Annotated in this window: 16 protein-coding genes and 1 pseudogene; 9 read left to right on the forward strand and 8 right to left on the reverse strand. The window is 72.0% G+C overall.

The genetic code is table 11. The features are described 5' to 3' along the window. Positions 1–383: 383 nt before the first annotated feature. A complete protein-coding gene (locus tag Raf01_RS50855; RefSeq protein ID WP_373319501.1) occupies positions 384–629 on the forward strand; it encodes a hypothetical protein in 246 nt (81 codons plus the stop codon). 50 nt (positions 630–679) lie between these two features. Beyond that, positions 680–892: pseudogene (locus Raf01_RS50860) on the forward strand (peptidoglycan DD-metalloendopeptidase family protein); the annotation flags it as partial. Between the two features lie 189 nt (positions 893–1,081). Here Raf01_RS50860 and Raf01_RS09050 read toward each other — a convergent pair. From Raf01_RS09050 to Raf01_RS09075, 6 genes are all read right to left on the reverse strand, one after another. After that, positions 1,082–2,251: an aminotransferase class V-fold PLP-dependent enzyme gene (locus Raf01_RS09050; RefSeq protein ID WP_203917290.1), complete on the reverse strand. Its 1,170-nt coding sequence runs from the start codon at positions 2,249–2,251 to the stop codon at positions 1,082–1,084. An 11-nt stretch (positions 2,252–2,262) separates the two neighbouring features. Beyond that, positions 2,263–3,207, reverse strand: a complete 945-nt coding sequence (locus Raf01_RS09055) for a tyrosine recombinase XerC (protein ID WP_203917401.1) — start codon at positions 3,205–3,207, stop codon at positions 2,263–2,265. A 74-nt stretch (positions 3,208–3,281) separates the two neighbouring features. Then, positions 3,282–4,763, reverse strand: a complete 1,482-nt coding sequence (dprA, locus tag Raf01_RS09060) for a DNA-processing protein DprA (protein ID WP_203917291.1) — start codon at positions 4,761–4,763, stop codon at positions 3,282–3,284. After that, a complete protein-coding gene (locus Raf01_RS09065) occupies positions 4,760–6,280 on the reverse strand; it encodes a YifB family Mg chelatase-like AAA ATPase (protein WP_203917292.1) in 1,521 nt (506 codons plus the stop codon). Before Raf01_RS09065 ends, dprA begins: the two co-directional genes overlap by 4 nt. 1 nt (position 6,281) lies before the next feature. Continuing rightward, on the reverse strand, positions 6,282–6,641 hold the full coding sequence (locus Raf01_RS09070; protein ID WP_203917293.1) for a YraN family protein: 360 nt from the start codon (positions 6,639–6,641) through the stop codon (positions 6,282–6,284). Between the two features lie 121 nt (positions 6,642–6,762). Further along, the gene (locus tag Raf01_RS09075) at positions 6,763–7,932 is read right to left on the reverse strand and encodes a pyridoxal phosphate-dependent aminotransferase (protein WP_203917294.1); all 1,170 of its coding nucleotides are present in this window, start codon (positions 7,930–7,932) and stop codon (positions 6,763–6,765) included. 294 nt (positions 7,933–8,226) lie between these two features. Here Raf01_RS09075 and Raf01_RS09080 point away from each other — a divergent pair, with 294 nt between their 5' ends. Further along, positions 8,227–8,616, forward strand: coding sequence for a DoxX family protein (locus Raf01_RS09080; RefSeq protein ID WP_203917295.1), 390 nt, complete (start codon positions 8,227–8,229; stop codon positions 8,614–8,616). Between the two features lie 10 nt (positions 8,617–8,626). Here Raf01_RS09080 and Raf01_RS09085 read toward each other — a convergent pair whose 3' ends face one another. Beyond that, the gene (locus Raf01_RS09085; RefSeq protein ID WP_203917296.1) at positions 8,627–9,790 is read right to left on the reverse strand and encodes a DUF2332 domain-containing protein; all 1,164 of its coding nucleotides are present in this window, start codon (positions 9,788–9,790) and stop codon (positions 8,627–8,629) included. A 59-nt stretch (positions 9,791–9,849) separates the two neighbouring features. Next, entirely contained in the window at positions 9,850–10,698 is an 849-nt protein-coding gene (locus Raf01_RS09090) for an aminoglycoside phosphotransferase family protein (protein ID WP_203917297.1), read from the reverse strand. Positions 10,699–10,791: 93 nt separating this feature from the next. Here Raf01_RS09090 and Raf01_RS09095 point away from each other — a divergent pair, with 93 nt between their 5' ends. The 6 genes from Raf01_RS09095 (at position 10,792) to Raf01_RS09120 (ending at position 16,945) form a co-directional block, all read left to right on the forward strand. Next, a complete protein-coding gene (locus tag Raf01_RS09095; RefSeq protein WP_203917298.1) occupies positions 10,792–11,757 on the forward strand; it encodes a DUF308 domain-containing protein in 966 nt (321 codons plus the stop codon). A gap of 427 nt (positions 11,758–12,184) precedes the next feature. Further along, entirely contained in the window at positions 12,185–13,024 is an 840-nt protein-coding gene (gene rpsB / locus Raf01_RS09100) for a 30S ribosomal protein S2 (protein ID WP_203917299.1), read from the forward strand. A 436-nt stretch (positions 13,025–13,460) separates the two neighbouring features. Beyond that, entirely contained in the window at positions 13,461–14,291 is an 831-nt protein-coding gene (gene tsf / locus Raf01_RS09105) for a translation elongation factor Ts (RefSeq protein ID WP_203917300.1), read from the forward strand. Between the two features lie 199 nt (positions 14,292–14,490). Then, a complete protein-coding gene (pyrH, locus tag Raf01_RS09110; protein WP_203917301.1) occupies positions 14,491–15,264 on the forward strand; it encodes a UMP kinase in 774 nt (257 codons plus the stop codon). Positions 15,265–15,323: 59 nt separating this feature from the next. Further along, a complete protein-coding gene (frr, locus tag Raf01_RS09115; protein WP_203917302.1) occupies positions 15,324–15,881 on the forward strand; it encodes a ribosome recycling factor in 558 nt (185 codons plus the stop codon). Continuing rightward, entirely contained in the window at positions 15,881–16,945 is a 1,065-nt protein-coding gene (locus Raf01_RS09120; RefSeq protein ID WP_203917303.1) for a phosphatidate cytidylyltransferase, read from the forward strand. Before frr ends, Raf01_RS09120 begins: the two co-directional genes overlap by 1 nt. Positions 16,946–16,995 lie beyond the last annotated feature (50 nt).

Genomic DNA, 16,995 nt, shown 5'->3' on the forward strand with positions numbered 1-16,995 from the left:
ATCGCGATCGGTCCATGATCGGCGAGTTGTCCACATCCACCCTCGCTGTCCACAGTTCGCCATGATCGCGATTGGCGGGCCGGAGGTGTTCGTCCAGGCTGACCGCATGACGTACCGCGCGTTGCTTCTCGCCGTCACGGTGCTCCTGGCGCCGGCCGGATTCTCTACGGCATCGGCCTCGTCCGCGCCGTCATGGTCGCAGCCTGTGCCGGCGCAATCCGACCTGGTGCCGGCGGCGTCTCGGCCTGCGTCGGCGCCGCCCGCGTTGATGCCGGCGTCGTCCTCCCGAGCACGAGCGTTGCCCCGCTCGGCACTGGCCCGGTTGCCGCTGGAACCCGCTGGTCCGGCCGGCCCGGCTGCTCCGGTTAGCCTGGCTGGTCGGGTTGGTCCGGCTGCTCCGGCTAGCCTGGCTGGTCGGGTTGGTCCTGCTGGTCCGGTTGGTCCCGCTGGTCCTGCTGGTCCGGTCGGTTCGGGCGGCCCCGCTGATCCGGCTGACCCGATCGGCCCCGCTGATCCGGGTGGCCCGGCTGGTGCCGTCGGCCCGGCTGGTCCGGTTGGTCCGGCCGACCCGATCGGCCCGGCTGTCCCGGGCGACTATCGCTGGCCGGTGGATGGCCAGCCCGTCGTGACCCGGGACTTCTCGCCGCCGCCCCGGCCCTGGCTGGCCGGGCATCGGGGGGTGGATCTCGCGGGCATCCCAGGCGAGCTGATCCGCGCCGCCGGGCCCGGGGTGGTCGCGTTCGCCGGTGAGGTAGCCGGCACCGGCGTCGTCAGCGTGGATCATGCTGGTGGCCTGCGCACCACGTACGAGCCCGTCGCTCCACTGGTCTCCGCGGGCGAGCCGGTCGTCGCCGGGCAACCCATCGGGACGCTGGTCGGTGGCCATCCCGGCTGCCCCGTTGCCGCGTGCCTGCACTGGGGGCTGCGCCGGGGCCCGGAGTATCTCGATCCGCTGCTCCTGCTCCACGCCGCACCCGTCCGGCTGTACCCGGCCCAGGACTCAGTGCCTACTGGCAGACCTCTGGCCGGTCAGCCGGGCCTGCTGGCAGGCCTCCGGCCCGTCAGCCGGGTCGGCAGGCTTTCAGCTCGCGAGCAGGCCGGGAAGCGCCTCGGCGAGGCGGTCATACTCCTCCGCCCGGTTGTAGATCTGTGCGCACAACCGCAGCAGCAGCCGGCCGCGCCACAGGTTGATCGCAACGCTGGCCCGCAGCCGGTCGGCGATCCGGTCGCGTAGTGCGTGCGCATCCTCGATCGTGCGGCTCTCGCCGGACTGCTGAGGGAGCGGCAGCATACGCATGGGCGAGTCGGCACCCGGTTCGGGTAGCTGCCCGGGATCCAGACCCAGCGCCGAGCCCACGACCCGCTGCCCGTACCGGACGAGGGCGGCGTTGTGCGCCCAGACCCGTTCGGGCCCAAGCGTACGCAGCATGAACACGCCGGCAGGGGCGGCCAGCCAGCCGGTGTAGTCGGCGGTCGCGAAGAACTCGACGCTCCGCGGAAAGCCCTCGGGCTGTGCCCACGACACGACCCGCGGCATCATTGAGGACCGCCACTGCTCGGCCACCGTCAGGATGGCCGTGCCGCGGGGTGCGAACGCCCACTTGTGCAGGTTGCCGACGAAGAAGTCGGCGCCGAGCGAGTCGACCGTGAGCGGCATGAGACCGGGACCGTGGGCGCCGTCGACCAGCAGCGGTACGCCCGCCGGCCGCAGTGCGGCGGCGATCCGCTCGACCGGCATCCGCCGTGCGGTCGGCGAGCTCACAAGATCGACGATCACTAGTCGGGTACGCGTCCGGTCGACCGCTCCGGCGATCGTGGAGGCGATCTCGTCGTCGGGCAGCGTCAACTCGACCGGTACGACCCGTTCGCGGGCGCCGCGTGCGGCGATCGCCAGGCTCACGGAGCCGTACCCGTGATCCGTCGTGATCACCTCGTCACCGGCGCCGATCCCGAGCGAGCCGAGGACCACGGCGACCCCGGACGTGGTGTTGGTCACCAGCGCCGACCGGTCCGGGTCCGCACCGAGAAAGGTGGCCAGGTGGCGGCGGCTGTGTTCGATCCGGTCGTGCAGTCCACGGGTGAAGAACTTCTGCGGATCGGCTTCCATCTCGTCGCGCAGGCGCTGCTGGGCGCGCTGTACCGAGATCGGGGTGGTGCCGAAGCTGCCGTGGTTGAGATGACTGTGCGCCGGGTCGAGGGAAAACAGGAGACGGGCGCCGGGCAGCTGCTCGGGTGGTTCGGGATCGCTCACGTACGGAGATCTTAGGCGCGCGGATGCGCCTGCCGGTACGCACTGCGCAGACGCTCGATGGAGACATGCGTGTAGATCTGGGTGCTGGACAGCGAGGCATGCCCCAGCAACTCCTGAACCGACCGCAGGTCGGCGCCTCCTTCCAGCAGGTGGGTCGCCGCCGAGTGCCGCAGCCCGTGCGGCGAGATGTGCGGCAGGCCGGCGGCCTCCGTGTAGGCGGCGACCAGTTGCCGCACCACGGTCGGCTGGAGCCGGCCGCCCCGGGCACCGAGCAGCAGTGCGGCTCCGCTGCGGGGGCCGGCCAGGGCGGGTCGCCCCTCCCGCAGCCATGCGTCGATCGCGGTCTCGGCGGGCAGACCGTACGGAACGGCCCGCTCCTTGGCGCCCTTACCCAGCACGCGCACGACGCGACGGGACCGGTCCACGTCGTCGACGTCGAGACCGCACAGCTCGCCGACCCTGATCCCCGTCGCGTACAGCAGCTCCAGTACCGCCCGGTCGCGCAGGAGCACCGGATCGTGGCCGGAATCCGAGTCCGGTACCGGATGCGACTCCGGTCGTGGCCCGGGTACCGGCCCCGCGGAGTCGGGTACGGCCATCAGCTCGGCGGCCTGATCGGCACGGAGCACAGTAGGCAGCGTCCGCTGTGCCTTCGGGCTGGCCAGAGCCGCGCCGACGTCCCGGGCCAGCAGACCCTCCCGGTGCGTCCATCCGGTGAACGTGCGTGCGGAGGCAGCCCGTCGCGCCAGCGAGGTGCGGGCCGCCCCGGTGGTACGCAGCCTGGCCAGCCAACTGCGCAGCATCCCGAGGTCGAGGTCGGCCGGCTGTTGGCAGCCCATCCGCCCGGCGTGATCCAGCAGCGACACGATGTCGGCGACGTACGCCCGTACCGTGTGGGCCGAGCGCCCCCGCTCGCTGGCCAGGTGGCGGGCGAACCCGTCCACGGCCTCGCGCATGGCTGACGGGAGGGCGGCGTGTACGGCACGAGTGCTGTTCACAACCCGACGGTTCCCGTCCGATGGACGAACCGTCAAGCCGCCGCGCCGGCTGCCGGTGCCTCGGCCCCCTCCGGCGCCGCGGCACCGCCTCCGCCCCGTCCGGTTTCACCGGACCCGCCCGGCGTGGCCTCGTCGGGCCGGGCCTCGTCGGCCCCGTCAGCCCCGGCCTCGTCGGCCCCGTCAGGCCCGGCCTCGTCGGCTCCGGCAGGCCCGGCCTCGTCGGCCCCGGCGGACCCCGCCCCGTCGGCCGCGGAGAGCGCGGCCCCGTCGGCTGCCGCCATACCGACCTCGTCGGCCGGCGCCGGCTCAGCCTCCGGGGTCGTCTCCTGCCCCTGTGACCGCTTCCGGCGTCCGGCCACATATCGGCCGTCTTCCGTCGAGGCGACCTGACCCAGCTCCTCCAGAACCGGCATCGCCCGGAGCACGTCGCGCAGCGGCAGGCCGGCCGTCGCGGCGATCTGCCCCGCGTCGGCCCCGTTCCGGCGCGGCACCGCGTCGAGTACCCGAGACAGCTGCGGCCCGAGCCGGTCATGCTCCCGCTCCGGTGCCCGTACCCGCGGAGCGAGGTCGTCCCCGATGAGCCCGACCTCCTCCAGCACCTCCTGGTATGAGGTCACCAGCCGTACGCCTTCCCGGATCACCTCGTGGCAGCCGACCGACATCGCCGACGTCACCGGACCCGGTATAGCCATGGCCGCCCGGCCGAGCAGCACCGCACGACCCAACGTCTGGCGCGCACCGCTGCGGGCATTCGCCTCCACCACGATCGTGCCGCGTGCCAGTGCGGCGATGACCCGATTGCGAATCAGGAACCGGTGGCGGTGCGGGTCTGCACCCGGCGGCCACTCGCTGATCAACAGGCCGTCCTCGGCGAGGCGTTCGAACAGGGCCGCGTGTGCGGACGGGTACGGGCGGTCCACGCCGCAGGCGAGTACGGCGGCGGTCACCCCACCGGCCGCCAGGGCGCCCCGGTGCGCGGCGGCGTCGATGCCGAAGGCGCCGCCGGACACCACCGCCCACCCCCGGTTTGCCAGGCCATATGCCAGCTCGGTGCCGACATGGTTGCCGTACGACGTGGAGGCGCGGGCACCGACCACGGCGACCGAACGGTTCAGCGTCTCGGCGAGCGGCCAGTCGCCGCGGACCCACAGGCAGACCGGCGGGTAGGTGTCCCGTGAGAACCGGTCGCCACCGAGGCGGCTGATCAGACGGAGATCGGCCAACTGTGCCGGCCACTCCTCATCCTCCGGAATCACCACCCGCGCGCCGACCCGCCTGGTGCGGGCGAGTGCGGCGTCGACGATCCGGTCCGCGGTCGTGCCGACGAGCCTGGCGCGTACCGACTCGACGAGTTCCCCCGTCGCCATTCCGGCGAGGATGCGGGCCAGCGCCTGAACCGGCCCATGCTTTCGAACCAGGTCGTAGACGGCCAGGCCGCCAGGCTCCGCCAGGCAGGCCAGTGCCACCCGGGCGGTGCGGGCATCGTTGATGGCACTCAGCTGACGCTCGCTCATCCGGTCCGTCCAATCCGCATCGCCAATGCCTCCTGTACGTCTCCGTTGTCCGGACTCGACCGGCCGTCGAGGTCCGCGATCGACCACGCCACCCTCAGCACGCGGTCAAAGCCGCGCGCCGAGATCGAACCGGCGTCCAGTGCCTTCTGCAGTCCGGCCGTCGCCGTGCCGGGCAACCGCCACGGTGGCCGCCTCAGGACCGGACCCGGGACCCTTGCGTTGGTTGACCAGCCTCGATCGGCCCAGCGCTCGGTCGCCGCGCCACGGGCCTGCGCGACGCGTGCCGCCACCACCGCGGACGACTCGGCCAGCACCGTCTCCTCGGTCAGCTGCGCCGCGGTCACCGGCGTCAGCGGTACCTGGAGGTCGACCCGGTCCATCAGCGGCCCGGACAGCCGGCTCAGGTAGCGGCGCCGCACGAGCGCGCTGCACTCGCAGTGCGCGTCGCCCGCCGGCCGGGCGCACGGACACGGATTCGCGGCCAGTACGAGCTGGATCCGAGCCGGGTACTGGGTAGCGCCTCTGGCCCGGGACAGCACCACGTACCCGTCCTCCAGCGGCTGGCGCAGAGTCTCCAGCGCACGGCTGCCGAATTCGGGAGCCTCGTCGAGAAACAGAATCCCCATGTGCGACAGGGAGATCGCTCCCGGGCGGGCCAGGCCGGAGCCGCCGCCCACCAGCGCCGCCACGCTCGCCGTGTGATGCGGCGCCTGGAACGGAGGCCGGCGGATCATCGGTGACTCGGGCGGCAGCACGCCCGCGATCGAGTGGACCGCGGTCACCTCCAGCGCGGCGGCGTCGGACAGCGGGGGCAGGATCGACGGCAGCCGTTGCGCCAGCATGGTCTTGCCGGCGCCGGGTGGCCCGACCATCGACAGGTGATGACCGCCCGCGGCGGCCACCTCCAGCCCGCGCCGGCCCAGCTCCTGCCCGACGACGTCGAGGAGATCCAGCTCGGCGGTGCCGTCGACGGGCGGCTCGGCCGGCGGGTCGAGCAGCGGGGTGCCGCCCCGGACGAAGTCGACCACGCGGCGGAGGCAGTCGGTGGCCCGGACCGTCACGCCCGGCACCAGTGCGGCCTCCCGGGCGTTGGCGAGCGGGACCACCACCCGGCGGATGCCGGCCCGGGCCGTGGCCAGGACGCTGGGCAGCACCCCGCGCACCGGCCGTACGGCACCGTCGAGGCCCAGCTCGCCGAGCAGCACCACGCCGTGCAGGGGCGCCAGCGGCAGCACCCCCGCACCGGCGAGGATGCTGACCGCGACGGCCAGATCGAACGCCGAGCCGTGCTTGGGTATGTCAGCCGGCAGCAGGTTTACCGTGATCCGGCGGTTGGGCCAGCTCTCGCCGGAGTTGACCAGAGCCGCCCGGACCCGGTCCCGAGCCTCGGACAGGGCCGCGTCCGGCAGCCCGGTGAGAGTCAGGCCGGGCAGGCCGGCAGCGAGGTCGGCTTCGATCTCGACGAGGTGGCCGGCGAGGCCGATGAGACCGACCGAGAGCACCTTCGCGTACGACATCTCAAAATGCCCCACGCAGGTGCTCGACGGTCGCCGCACCGGACCGCCGCGCCCACACCTCGACCACGTCGAACCGGACCTCGCGCGGATGGATGCCCGCCTGCGCGAGCCACTGCGCGGCCAGTCGTCGCAGCCGGGCGACTTTCGCCGGCACGATGGCCGAGGCCGGACTGCCGAAGCGGTCGCCGCGCCTCGTCTTCACCTCGACGAACACCAGAACGTCGCGGTCGCGCAGGATCGCGTCGATCTCGCCGGACGAGCACCGCCAGTTGCGGGCCAGAAGCACCATGCCCCGATCGACCAGATACCGCACGGCGACCCGCTCGCCGTAAGCACCCACCGCGTCCTTGGCCTGCGTCATGCCGGTGAGGGTGCCGAACCCACCCTGCGCCCGCTACCGCCCGGAGATCGACATGTGCATGGCGAGGGTGGGTGTGGACGGCCGGGCGATCAGAGAGATGATCTGCTATGCGATCGTACGGTCAGTGGCCGGAGAGCCTGCGCAACCGGGAGACCGCCTCGTCGAGCACCTCGGGCTTCTTGCAGAACGCGAACCGGATCAGGCGCCGCCCCGCCTCGACGTCGTCGTAGAAGACCTGGCTCGGTACCGCCACCACACCGCACCGGTCCGGCAGGTCGCGGCAGAACTCGACGCCGTCGGTGCCACCCAGACCGGAGGTGTCGGCGGTGACGAAGTAGGTGCCCTCGGGTACCAGCACCGAGAACCCGGCATCGGTCAGGCCACCGACCAACTGGTCCCGCTTGGCCTGGTGATCGGCGCAGAACTCCTGGTAGTACGACCGGGGCAGCGAGAGCGCGTAGGCGACCGCCGGCTGGAGCGGAGCGGCGTTGACGAACGTCAGGAACTGCTTGACACGCAGCACGGCGGAGACCAGATCGCGCGGCCCACACGCCCAGCCGACCTTCCAGCCGGTACACGAGAAGGTCTTCCCGGCCGACGAGATCTGTACGGTGCGTTCGCGCATTCCGGGCAGGGTGGCCAGCGGAATGTGCTCACCGCCGTCGAAGACCAGGTGCTCGTACACCTCGTCGGTCACCGCGTACACGCCGTGCGACACGCACAGTTCGGCGATCAGCCGCAACTCGTCGCGGGTGAACACCTTGCCGGTCGGGTTGTGCGGCGAGTTCAACAGCACCAGCCGGGTGCGCGGGCCGAACGCGGCGCGCAGGTCGCCGGGGTCGAACCCGAAGCGCCCGTCGGCGCCCGGCCGCAGGGTCACCGGCCGCCGTACCGCGCCGGCCAGCGCGATCGAGGCGGCGTACGAGTCGTAGAACGGCTCGAAGCAGACCACCTCGTCACCGGGCTCGCACAGCGCCAGGATCGCGGCGGTGACCGCCTCGGTGGCGCCGGCGGTCACCAGGACCTCGCCGTCCGGGTCGTAGTCCAGTGACCAGAACTCGTTCTGGTGCGCGGCTATCGCGACGCGCAGGGCGGGGATGCCGGGCCCGGGCGGGTACTGGTTCGCCCCGGTGTGCAGTGCCTTGGCGGCTTCGTCCAGCATCCCGGCCGGTCCGTCGGTGTCCGGGAAACCCTGGCCGAGGTTGACCGAGCCGGTGCGGACGGCGAGTGCGGACATCTCGGCGAAGATGGTGGTGCCGAACGGCTGCATCCGAGCCACGAGCGGATCCATGCGGCCAGCCTAGTCGCCGCCATCGGGGCCCCCGGCCGGCCGGGCCGCCGGCCAGCCGCGCTGGTGAGCGAGGTCGGGCGGCCGTGCTGGTAAGCGCCGTCGGGCGCCCGACCGACCCCGGTGGCACCCGAGTGCTCCGCTAGCCGGGCCGGGCGCCGCCGTCGTCTGGCCGCCGTCCTCTGGCCGCCGTCGTCTGGCCGCCGTCGTCCGGGCGCCGCCGTCTCCCGCGCGCCGCTGCAGCCCCGAGAAAAGCCCCGAAGAAACCGCACCCGTCGAGCGTCACATCATCGGGCGGTGGATCGTCCTCTCCCCATGAACCTCACACTGTGGATCCTGCAGGGCCTGCTCGCAGTGGTGTTCGCCTACTCCGGGCTGGCCAAGTCGACGATGAGCCGCCAGCGCCTGATCGCCAGCGGGCAGACCGGCATCGCGCTGTTCCCGATGCCGGTGGTGCGCGTGACGGCCGTGAGCGAACTGCTGGCGGTGATCGGTCTGCTGCTGCCGTGGGCGACCGGTACGGCGCGGGTGCTCACCCCGCTCGCCGCCGCCGGCCTGTGCGTCGTGATGATCGGCGCGGCCAGCTCGCACACCCGGCTGCGTGAGCCGTGGGCGGTCGCCGCGAACGTGTTGCTGTTCGCGATCGCGCTGACCGTCGCGGTCGGCCGCTTCGGTCAGCTCGGCTAGAGGCGAGGCGTCAGCCGACCGGACGGTACGGGTGGTCCTCGATCCGCCAGTGCAGCCAGCGGGCGTGCGGATCCGTGGTGGCCAGTTCGGTGACCGTGGGGTGGCCGTCGAGCCAGACGACCATCGTCAGCGTGCACGCGGCCCGCGGTGCCGGGCCGTCCTTGCCCGGGCCGCCGTTCGACCGTGACGCCTCGCCTTCCGTTGCTCGCGGCGCAACCCTCGCGAACAGCTCCAACCCGCAGGCGGAGGACTCGTTGAGCACGACCACGAGGTCGCGCCGCCGGCCGGTCTCGGCGAGCGTGGCGACCAGCTCCGCCCGTGCGGCGTCCGGCAGGTAGATCAGCGCGTGCGACGCGAACACCAGCGGTACCGCGTCCACATCGGACAGTACGGCCGGCAGCCCGGCGACCAGGTCCCCGGCGATCAGCCGCGGCGCGGCCCGTACCGCCTCGGCGAGGGCCGCGTCCAGCCGGGCCAGGCGCTCGGTGTGCTCCGGCCAGACGCACGAGCGCAGCCAGTCCACCGATGCCGGATCCCCGGCGTCGACCGGCGCGAGGTCCAGCCCCACCCGGTCGGCGACGACCGGCTCACGGTCGAGGTCGGCCGGCTGTCCGCCGCGGACCTCGCAGTCCATGACCAGCGCCTCCGGCGCGTCGGCCCGTCCGTACCGCCGCCCCCGGTAGCGGTAGCCGTAGCGGTCGCTGAGCAGGAGCAGCCCGGCGCTGGTACCCAGTTCGACCAGGCTCACCGGGCGGTCGCCGAGCAGCCGCCCGGCGCGGGCGAACGCCGGGCGCAGCAGGGCGGAGCGCAGCGGCTCGTTGGTCTGGGTGTTCCGGCTGGCACACAGGGCGGCGAGGTCGCCGCCGTACGCGCGGACGAACGCGGCGAACGCGGGTACCAGGCCGGGATCCGGCGCTCGGGTGCCACCCAGCGTCGGCAGGTACCCGGCCAGCGGGTGACCGTGCGCCGAGGTGCGCAGCAGGTACTGGGTCGCCGCGAAGTACAGCAGCGGGCGTCGCTGTTCGGGCGGCGCGGCGAGCAGCGGCTCGGCGAGTCCGGGCGCCTGTTCGACGGCATCGGACAGGCGTGTGTAGACCTCGGACGAGCCGGTGAACTCGCGCTCCCGGATGCTCCGGAACATGCCGAGCAGTTGGTCGACCACGTTGTCGCTCACGCTGTACATGCTGGCGGCTGGCGCGTCCGCGCCACAGCGACGCGGGTCACAGCGAACGGTCAGCGCGGCGGCGGCGACAGGGTGGTGCGTTCCAGGAACGCGACCGCCTGCGCGACCTGCTCGGCCAGCACCCGGGCCGGGTCGCCGCGCAGCAGGCTGACCGCCACCTGGTCCAGCCCGAACGTCAGATACCAGACGCGGGCCCGGTGGTAGGTCTGCGGGTCGACCGCCTCGCGCAACGTCGGCCAGCCGTGCCAGGCCAGGCAGGCGGCGTCCACGGCCGGGTCGAAGGGCTGCGCGAAATCCCAGTCCAGCACGCCGACACAGTGCCGGCCGGCCGGGTCCCAGTGCACGTTCTCGCCGGCGAGATCCCCGTGTACCAGCCGGATCGGTACCGGTGCCAGGTCCCGCGCCGCGGCGACCCGCTCGGCCGCTTCCGCCCGCCACTCTTCCGGCAGCAGCCCGCCCACCTCACGCATCAGCTCCGGCCACCGCGCCCCGCCGGCGTACGCGTGAGCCGGGCCGAGCAAACCGTCGAGGTCGCCGAGGTGTACCGAGGCCAGCGCGGCCAGCAGTTCCCGGAGCCCGGCGGGCTCACCCTGCCCGCGTGGCGTCGGTGAACCCGATACCCAGGACAGCGCGACCGCCGCCCGCCCGTTCACGTCGACGACGTCGGTCAGCGGTACCGGCACGGCGAACGGCAGCCCCGCCTTCTCCAGCCGGGAGAGCAGCTGGCAGCGCCGGGGCAGCAGGGCCGCGGCGCTGGCGTGGTTGGCGATCCGCACGGCGGCGACGCCGGGCAGCAGCACGACATCGTGCGAGCCGCCCCGGCCGAGCCGTGCGCGCTCCCACGCGATTCCGGGCAGCAATGCGTCGGCGACGGCGAGGAGATCGTCCGGTACCTCCACGGATGTCATTATGCCGGGATCACTCGCACGACAATCCAGGCATCCAGGTCAACGCGCTGGCGAGCCGGGCCGGCAGTCGCCTACGGTGCGACTGTGGACGCACCTCGCAACTATCAGGACGAGTCGGAGGGTCGCTGGTACCCGGGCTATTCCGAGCGGTACCCGACGCAGGAAAGCCGATTCGACGACGAAGAGCGGTACCGGGTGCCGGAGCCGCGCTACTCCGACCTCGGGGAGACCGGCGGCGACCCCGGCCGGTTCCGCGACGGATACTCCCCGGAAGCCGAGGCGTACTCGTCTTCGGCGGCGCGCACGGACTCGGGTCTGACCGCGCGCAACACGAGCCCGATGGGTCCGCGATCCGGCGTTGAGCTGCCGCCGCTGCCGTCGCAGGCCGAACCGGCCGACTCTCGCTTCCATTCCGACGCGACCGAGCCGCGTTTCCCGGCCGACCAGCCCGATCCCCGGTTCCACTCCGACCCGGGCGAGTCGCGGTTCCACTCCGAGCAGTCGGATTCCCGCTTCCACACCGAGCCGATCGACCGCGCGGCGCTGCGCCGGGCACCCGGATCGGTCGGCGCGCCGACCCAGCTGGCACCGCCCGTCTCCGGGCCGCCGCCGATCGCGCCGCCGCCGATGGCGCCACCACCGGTCGCGCCGCCGATGCAGGCCGGGCCGCCTCCGTCGATGCAGCCGGCGTCGCAGGGGCCGGGCGGGATGCCGGCCGTCGGAGGGGCGCCCGATGCCGGCGGCGCGATCTACCGCACCCGGCACACCGGCGCCGCGATCCTGCTCGTCATCGTGGCGATCGTCGCGGAGCTGCTCACCCTCCGGATGCTGTTCACCGGCGAGTTCGGGCATCCGTTCCAGCCGGGAGAGGTGCTGGCCGGGATCTTCACGATGGCTGGCATTCCGCTGGTCGCCATGGGCCTGTACGGCGCGATCACGGGTGCGGCATCCGCCGGTGGGCCGTCGCTGGCCCGTGCCTGGTCGCGGCCTCCGCTGGCGCTGCTGCCGGTCGGGCTGGTGCTGATCTTGGCCGGTGCGCTCGCGATTTAGCAGGTTAAGAGCCTGTTGGCAGACCTCTGGTCGAGCGAGCCAGGATCCAGGCGGCGTTCGGCAAGGCGGGGGTTCGCCCGGATACCGGTGTTGTATCCGGGCGAGCCGACAACGCCGCCGGTCGCCGCCTGGGCGCGGCGCAGCCGGTCAGCCGGTTTGCGAACAGGCTCTGAAGACCCAAAACCGACGAAAGCCCCCAGGATGTACGCCGGGGGAGGCTGCCGCCTGGCCACCGCGTACACTCGATGACGGCGACCACCTCGCGTGGTCGACCTCGCGCGCCCTCCTCACCCTCGCTGGTGGGGCGGCGGCCGCCCTGGTCCCGATGCGTTCCGCGCACGGGCTCAACCCCGGCCGACGACCAGGCGCCAGGCCGGCGGCCCAACCGGGGCGCTGGAACAACCAGGGATACGAGGAGCACCCCGCCATGGCAGTGGTAACCATGCGCCAACTACTGGAGAGCGGCGTCCACTTTGGACACCAGACCCGGCGCTGGAACCCGAAGATGAAGCGCTTCATCCTGACGGAGCGCAACGGGATCTACATCATCGACCTGCGCCAGAGCCTCGACTACATCGAGAAGGCGTACGACTTCGTCCGCAACACGGTCGCCGAGGGCGGCGCCATCCTGTTCGTCGGCACGAAGAAGCAGGCCCAGGAGGCGATGGCCGAGCAGGCGTCGCGGGTTGGCATGCCGTACGTGAACCACCGCTGGCTGGGCGGCATGCTCACCAACTTCCAGACGGTCTACAAGCGACTGCAGCGCATGAAGGAGCTGGAGTCGATCGAGCAGACCGGTGCGGCCCAGGGTTACACGAAGAAGGAGACCCTCCAGCTGTCGCGCGAGAAGGACAAGCTGACCCGGACGCTGGGCGGCCTGCGGGACATGCAGAAGACCCCGGCCGCGATCTGGGTGGTGGACACCAAGAAGGAGCACATCGCGGTCGACGAGGCCCGCAAGCTCGGCATCCCGGTGATCGCGGTACTGGACACCAACTGCGACCCGGACGAGGTCGACTTCCCGATCCCGGGCAACGACGACGCGATCCGTTCGGCGGCGCTGCTCACCCGGGTGATCGCCGACGCGGTCGCGGACGGCCTGATCGCCCGCTCCGGCCGGGGCGCCGGACGGACCACCGACGAGAAGCCCGAGCCGGGCGCGGTGGCCGCGGACGAGCCGCTGGCCGAGTGGGAGCGCGAGCTGCTGCAGCGCAAGGAGGAGCCGGGCGCGGCGGCCGAGGCCACCTCGGGCGCTCCGGCTGCCTGACGGTTGCGGTGCCCGGGCGGTGTGAGGCCGCCCGGGCCGGACCGCGGAGTCCGTCACCGGGCCGAACCGCCGGGAACCCGGCGACGTAGACAGCCCGGATCGGGCACGCGAACCGGCCACGACCCAGACCGAGCGCCGGCGGCAGGGGGCACGAAGCCCCGCCGGCCGGCGCGAGACATGAAGACCAACAGACAGACATAGCAGGACCTGCCGCTCGCGACGCGGCGCGACGGGTGAGTCCAGGGGACGGCCCGGAACGCCGGCAAGGGCGGCAGCGGCGCCGGACCGCTCCGCGGGTCCAGGAGGACTCCGGTCGGCCTGGCGCCGTCGGAGGGGAAGTCCGGGCGCCGACGGCGCCGAGGAACGAGCCGCCGGGGTCCGGTACCCGGGCGAGAAAGCAGAGTGCCGCGGTCGAGCGGCCGGATAGAAGAGGGACATGGCGAACTTCACTTCCGCGGACGTCAAGAAGCTCCGCGAACTGACCGGCGCTGGCATGATGGACTGCAAGAAGGCGCTGGATGAGGCCGACGGCGACTTTGATCGTGCGGTGGAGATCCTGCGCGTCAAGGGCGCGAAGGACGTCGGCAAGCGTGCCGGCCGGACCGCTGCGAACGGACTGGTCGCCCACTCCGGCACGGCTCTGCTTGAGATCAACTGCGAGACCGACTTCGTGGCCAAGAACGCCGACTTCATCGCCCTGGCGCAGAGCCTGGTGGAGCAGGTAGCGAACACCCGTCCGGCGGACGTGGACGCGCTGCTCGGCTCCACGCTGGCGGACGGCCGTACGGTCGCGACGGCCGTCGACGAGCAGTCCGCCAAGATCGGGGAACGGCTGGTGGTCAACCGGTTCGCCGTACTCGACGGGCAGGTCGCTGTGTACCTGCACCGCAAGAGCGCGGACCTGCCGCCGGCCGTGGGCGTGATGGTCCAGTACGCCGGCAAGGACGACGAGGCGGGCGACGCCGATGCGCGCGGTGTGGCCATGCAGATCGCCGCCATGCGGCCGAAGTACCTGACCCGCGACGAGGTGCCCGAGGACGTCATCGCCACGGAGCGCCGCATCGCCGAGGAGACCGCCCGCGAGGAAGGCAAGCCCGAGCAGGCCCTGTCGCGGATCGTCGAGGGTCGGGTCGGCGCCTACTTCAAGGACTTCGTCCTCGTTGAGCAGTCGTCCGTACAGGACCAGAAGAAGACTGTCCAGCAGATCCTGAACGAGGCTGGACTCACCGTCACCCGGTTCGTCCGGTTCGAGGTCGGACAGGCATAACGGCCGCCAGGCCCGCCTGGTTTGTGGGCGGGCCGGTCAAAGCGGCCGGGCGAAGAAGCGCGGAGTACGGCAGACGGGGAGGCCGCGGGTGGACACTGACCACGCGCCGGCCTCCCCGTCGCATACCCGGGGATCGGCGGGTGACCGCGGTTGCGCCGGGACATGACAGATTGGTAAATGACAGACCTGGAGGGGCACGATGACTGACACGGTGGCCGACGAGATCGTGACGGCGGCGGCTGGCAGGCTGGCGGGCGGTGGACCGCCCCGAGCCCGACGGGTCGTTCTCAAACTGTCCGGCGAGGTGTTCGGTGGCGGCGAGATCGGCGTCGACCCGGACGTGGTGCAGGACCTGGCCCGGCAGATCGGGCATGTGGTCCAGCTCGGCACCCAGATCGCCGTGGTGGTCGGCGGCGGCAACTTCTTCCGCGGGGTCGAGCTGGAGAAGCGCGGCATGGACCGCTCCCGCGCCGACTACATGGGCATGATCGCCACTGTCATGAACTGCCTGGCGCTGCAGGACTTCCTGGAGAAGTCGGGCATCGACACGCGGGTACAGACCGCGATCACGATGGCTCAGGTGGCCGAGCCGTACATCCCGCGCAAGGCGATCCGGCACCTGGAGAAGGGGCGCGTGGTGATTTTCGGCGCCGGGGCCGGAATGCCGTATTTCTCCACCGACACGGTCTCCGTCCAGCGGGCCCTGGAGATTCACGCCGACTCCGTGCTGATGAGCAAGAACGGAGTGGACGGCGTCTACACTGCCGACCCGAGGATCGACCCGAACGCGGTCAAGCTGGATACCACGACCTTTGACGAGATGCTCCGCGAGGGCCTGAGCGTGGCCGACGCCGCGGCCTTCAGCCTGTGCAAGGACAATCGCCTTCCGATGCTCGTCTTCGGCGCGGAGGGCGAGGACACGATCATCAAGGCGGTCAGCGGCGACAAGATCGGCACTTTGATCACCGCCTGACGACCCGCCAGCCACTGCGTGACCTGCCACGCAAACGCCCGAAGGAGGCGACGGAGCACGTGATCGACGAGACGCTCTTCGAGGCCGAAGAGAAGATGGAGCGGGCGATCGAGTTCGCCAAGGAAGAGTTCGCCACCATCCGCACCGGCCGAGCGACGCCAGCGATGTTCGCCAAGGTCGTCATCGACTACTACGGCACCCCCACCCCGCTGCCGCAGATGGCCTCGATCGCCGTACCGGAGCCGCGGATGGCGATCATCAAGCCGTACGACAACGGTCAGATCAATGCCATGGAGAAGGCGATCCGCGACTCGGACCTCGGGGTGAACCCGAACAACGAGGGCACCCAGTTGCGCATCGTGCTGCCCCAGATGACCGAGGAACGGCGTCGGGACATGATCAAGGTGGCCCGGCACAAGGGCGAGGAGGCCAAGGTCGCCGTACGCAACGTGCGGCGCAAGGCCAAGGAGGAGCTGGACCGGATCGTCAAGGACGGCGAGGCGGGCGAGGATGAGGGCCGCCGGGCGGAGAAGGAGCTCGACGACCTCACGCACAAGTACACGGCCAGCATCGACGAGATCGTCAGGCACAAGGAATCAGAGCTCTTAGAGGTCTGATGCCCTCCTATCTCGACCCGCCGGACAACCAGGGAACCCGGTCACGCCATCGGGCGCGGCACGCCGATGTGGCCGCGCCCGAGGCGTACCCGGAGCAGGAGCCCCGGTACCCGCACGAAGACGACGGCACGGTCCAGATCCCGGTGTACCCGAACCAGGCCGCCGACGATCTGGACCTGAACCTCGACGGCGGCCGTACCGCCCGCTCCCGCGAGGAGCGCGCGAACGACCCGTCCGCTCCGCCGCGCCGCAGCCGGGCCGGCCGCAACCTGCCCGCGGCGATCGGTGTCGGCGTCACCCTCGGCGCGATCGTGATCGTGTCGCTGTTCGTGTGGCGCCCGGCGTTCCTCGGCGTGGTCGTGGTGGCCGCCGGGATCGGCGTGTACGAGATGGTCCGCGCGGTCGGCACCACCGGCGTACGGGCACCGCTGGTCCCGCTGCTGCTGGCCTGCCCGGTGATGGCCGGGCTCGCCTGGCAGGGCGGTACCGAGCCGCTCATCCTCGGCCTCACCCTGTCCGTGGTGGCCGCGCTGATCTGGCGCCTGGCAGACGGTCCGGCCGGGTACCAGCGTGACGCCACCTCCGCGGCGTTGATCGCGGTCTACGTTCCGTTCCTCGCCTCCTTCGCGGTCATGCTTGTCAAGCCGCAGGACGGCCCACTGCGGGTGGTGCTAACGCTGGCCGCGGTTGTGCTTTCCGACACTGGCGGATACGCCGCCGGGGTCTTTTTCGGCAAGCATCCGATGGCGCCGACGATCAGCCCGAAGAAGTCCTGGGAGGGGCTCGCCGGCTCGCTGCTGGCCGCGGCCATCGGCAGCGCGGTGCTGATCGACCTCCTGCTCCACGAGCCGTGGTGGCACGGGGTGATCTTCGGAGTCGCGCTGTCCATCGCCGCGGTGCTCGGTGATCTCACAGAATCCCTGCTCAAGCGGGATATCGGAGTCAAGGACATGAGCAACCTGCTGCCCGGGCACGGCGGCCTGATGGACCGGCTGGACTCCATCCTGTTCGCCGCGCCGACGGCCTTCCTGCTGCTGTCGGTACTCGCGCCGACAGGCGGGTGACGCCGGCGCGGCGGTACCCGGCGGCCCGCAGGTGGCCCGCCACGCGCCCG

The organism is Rugosimonospora africana, from assembly GCF_016862975.1.
GTDB classification, from domain to species: domain Bacteria; phylum Actinomycetota; class Actinomycetes; order Mycobacteriales; family Micromonosporaceae; genus Rugosimonospora; species Rugosimonospora africana.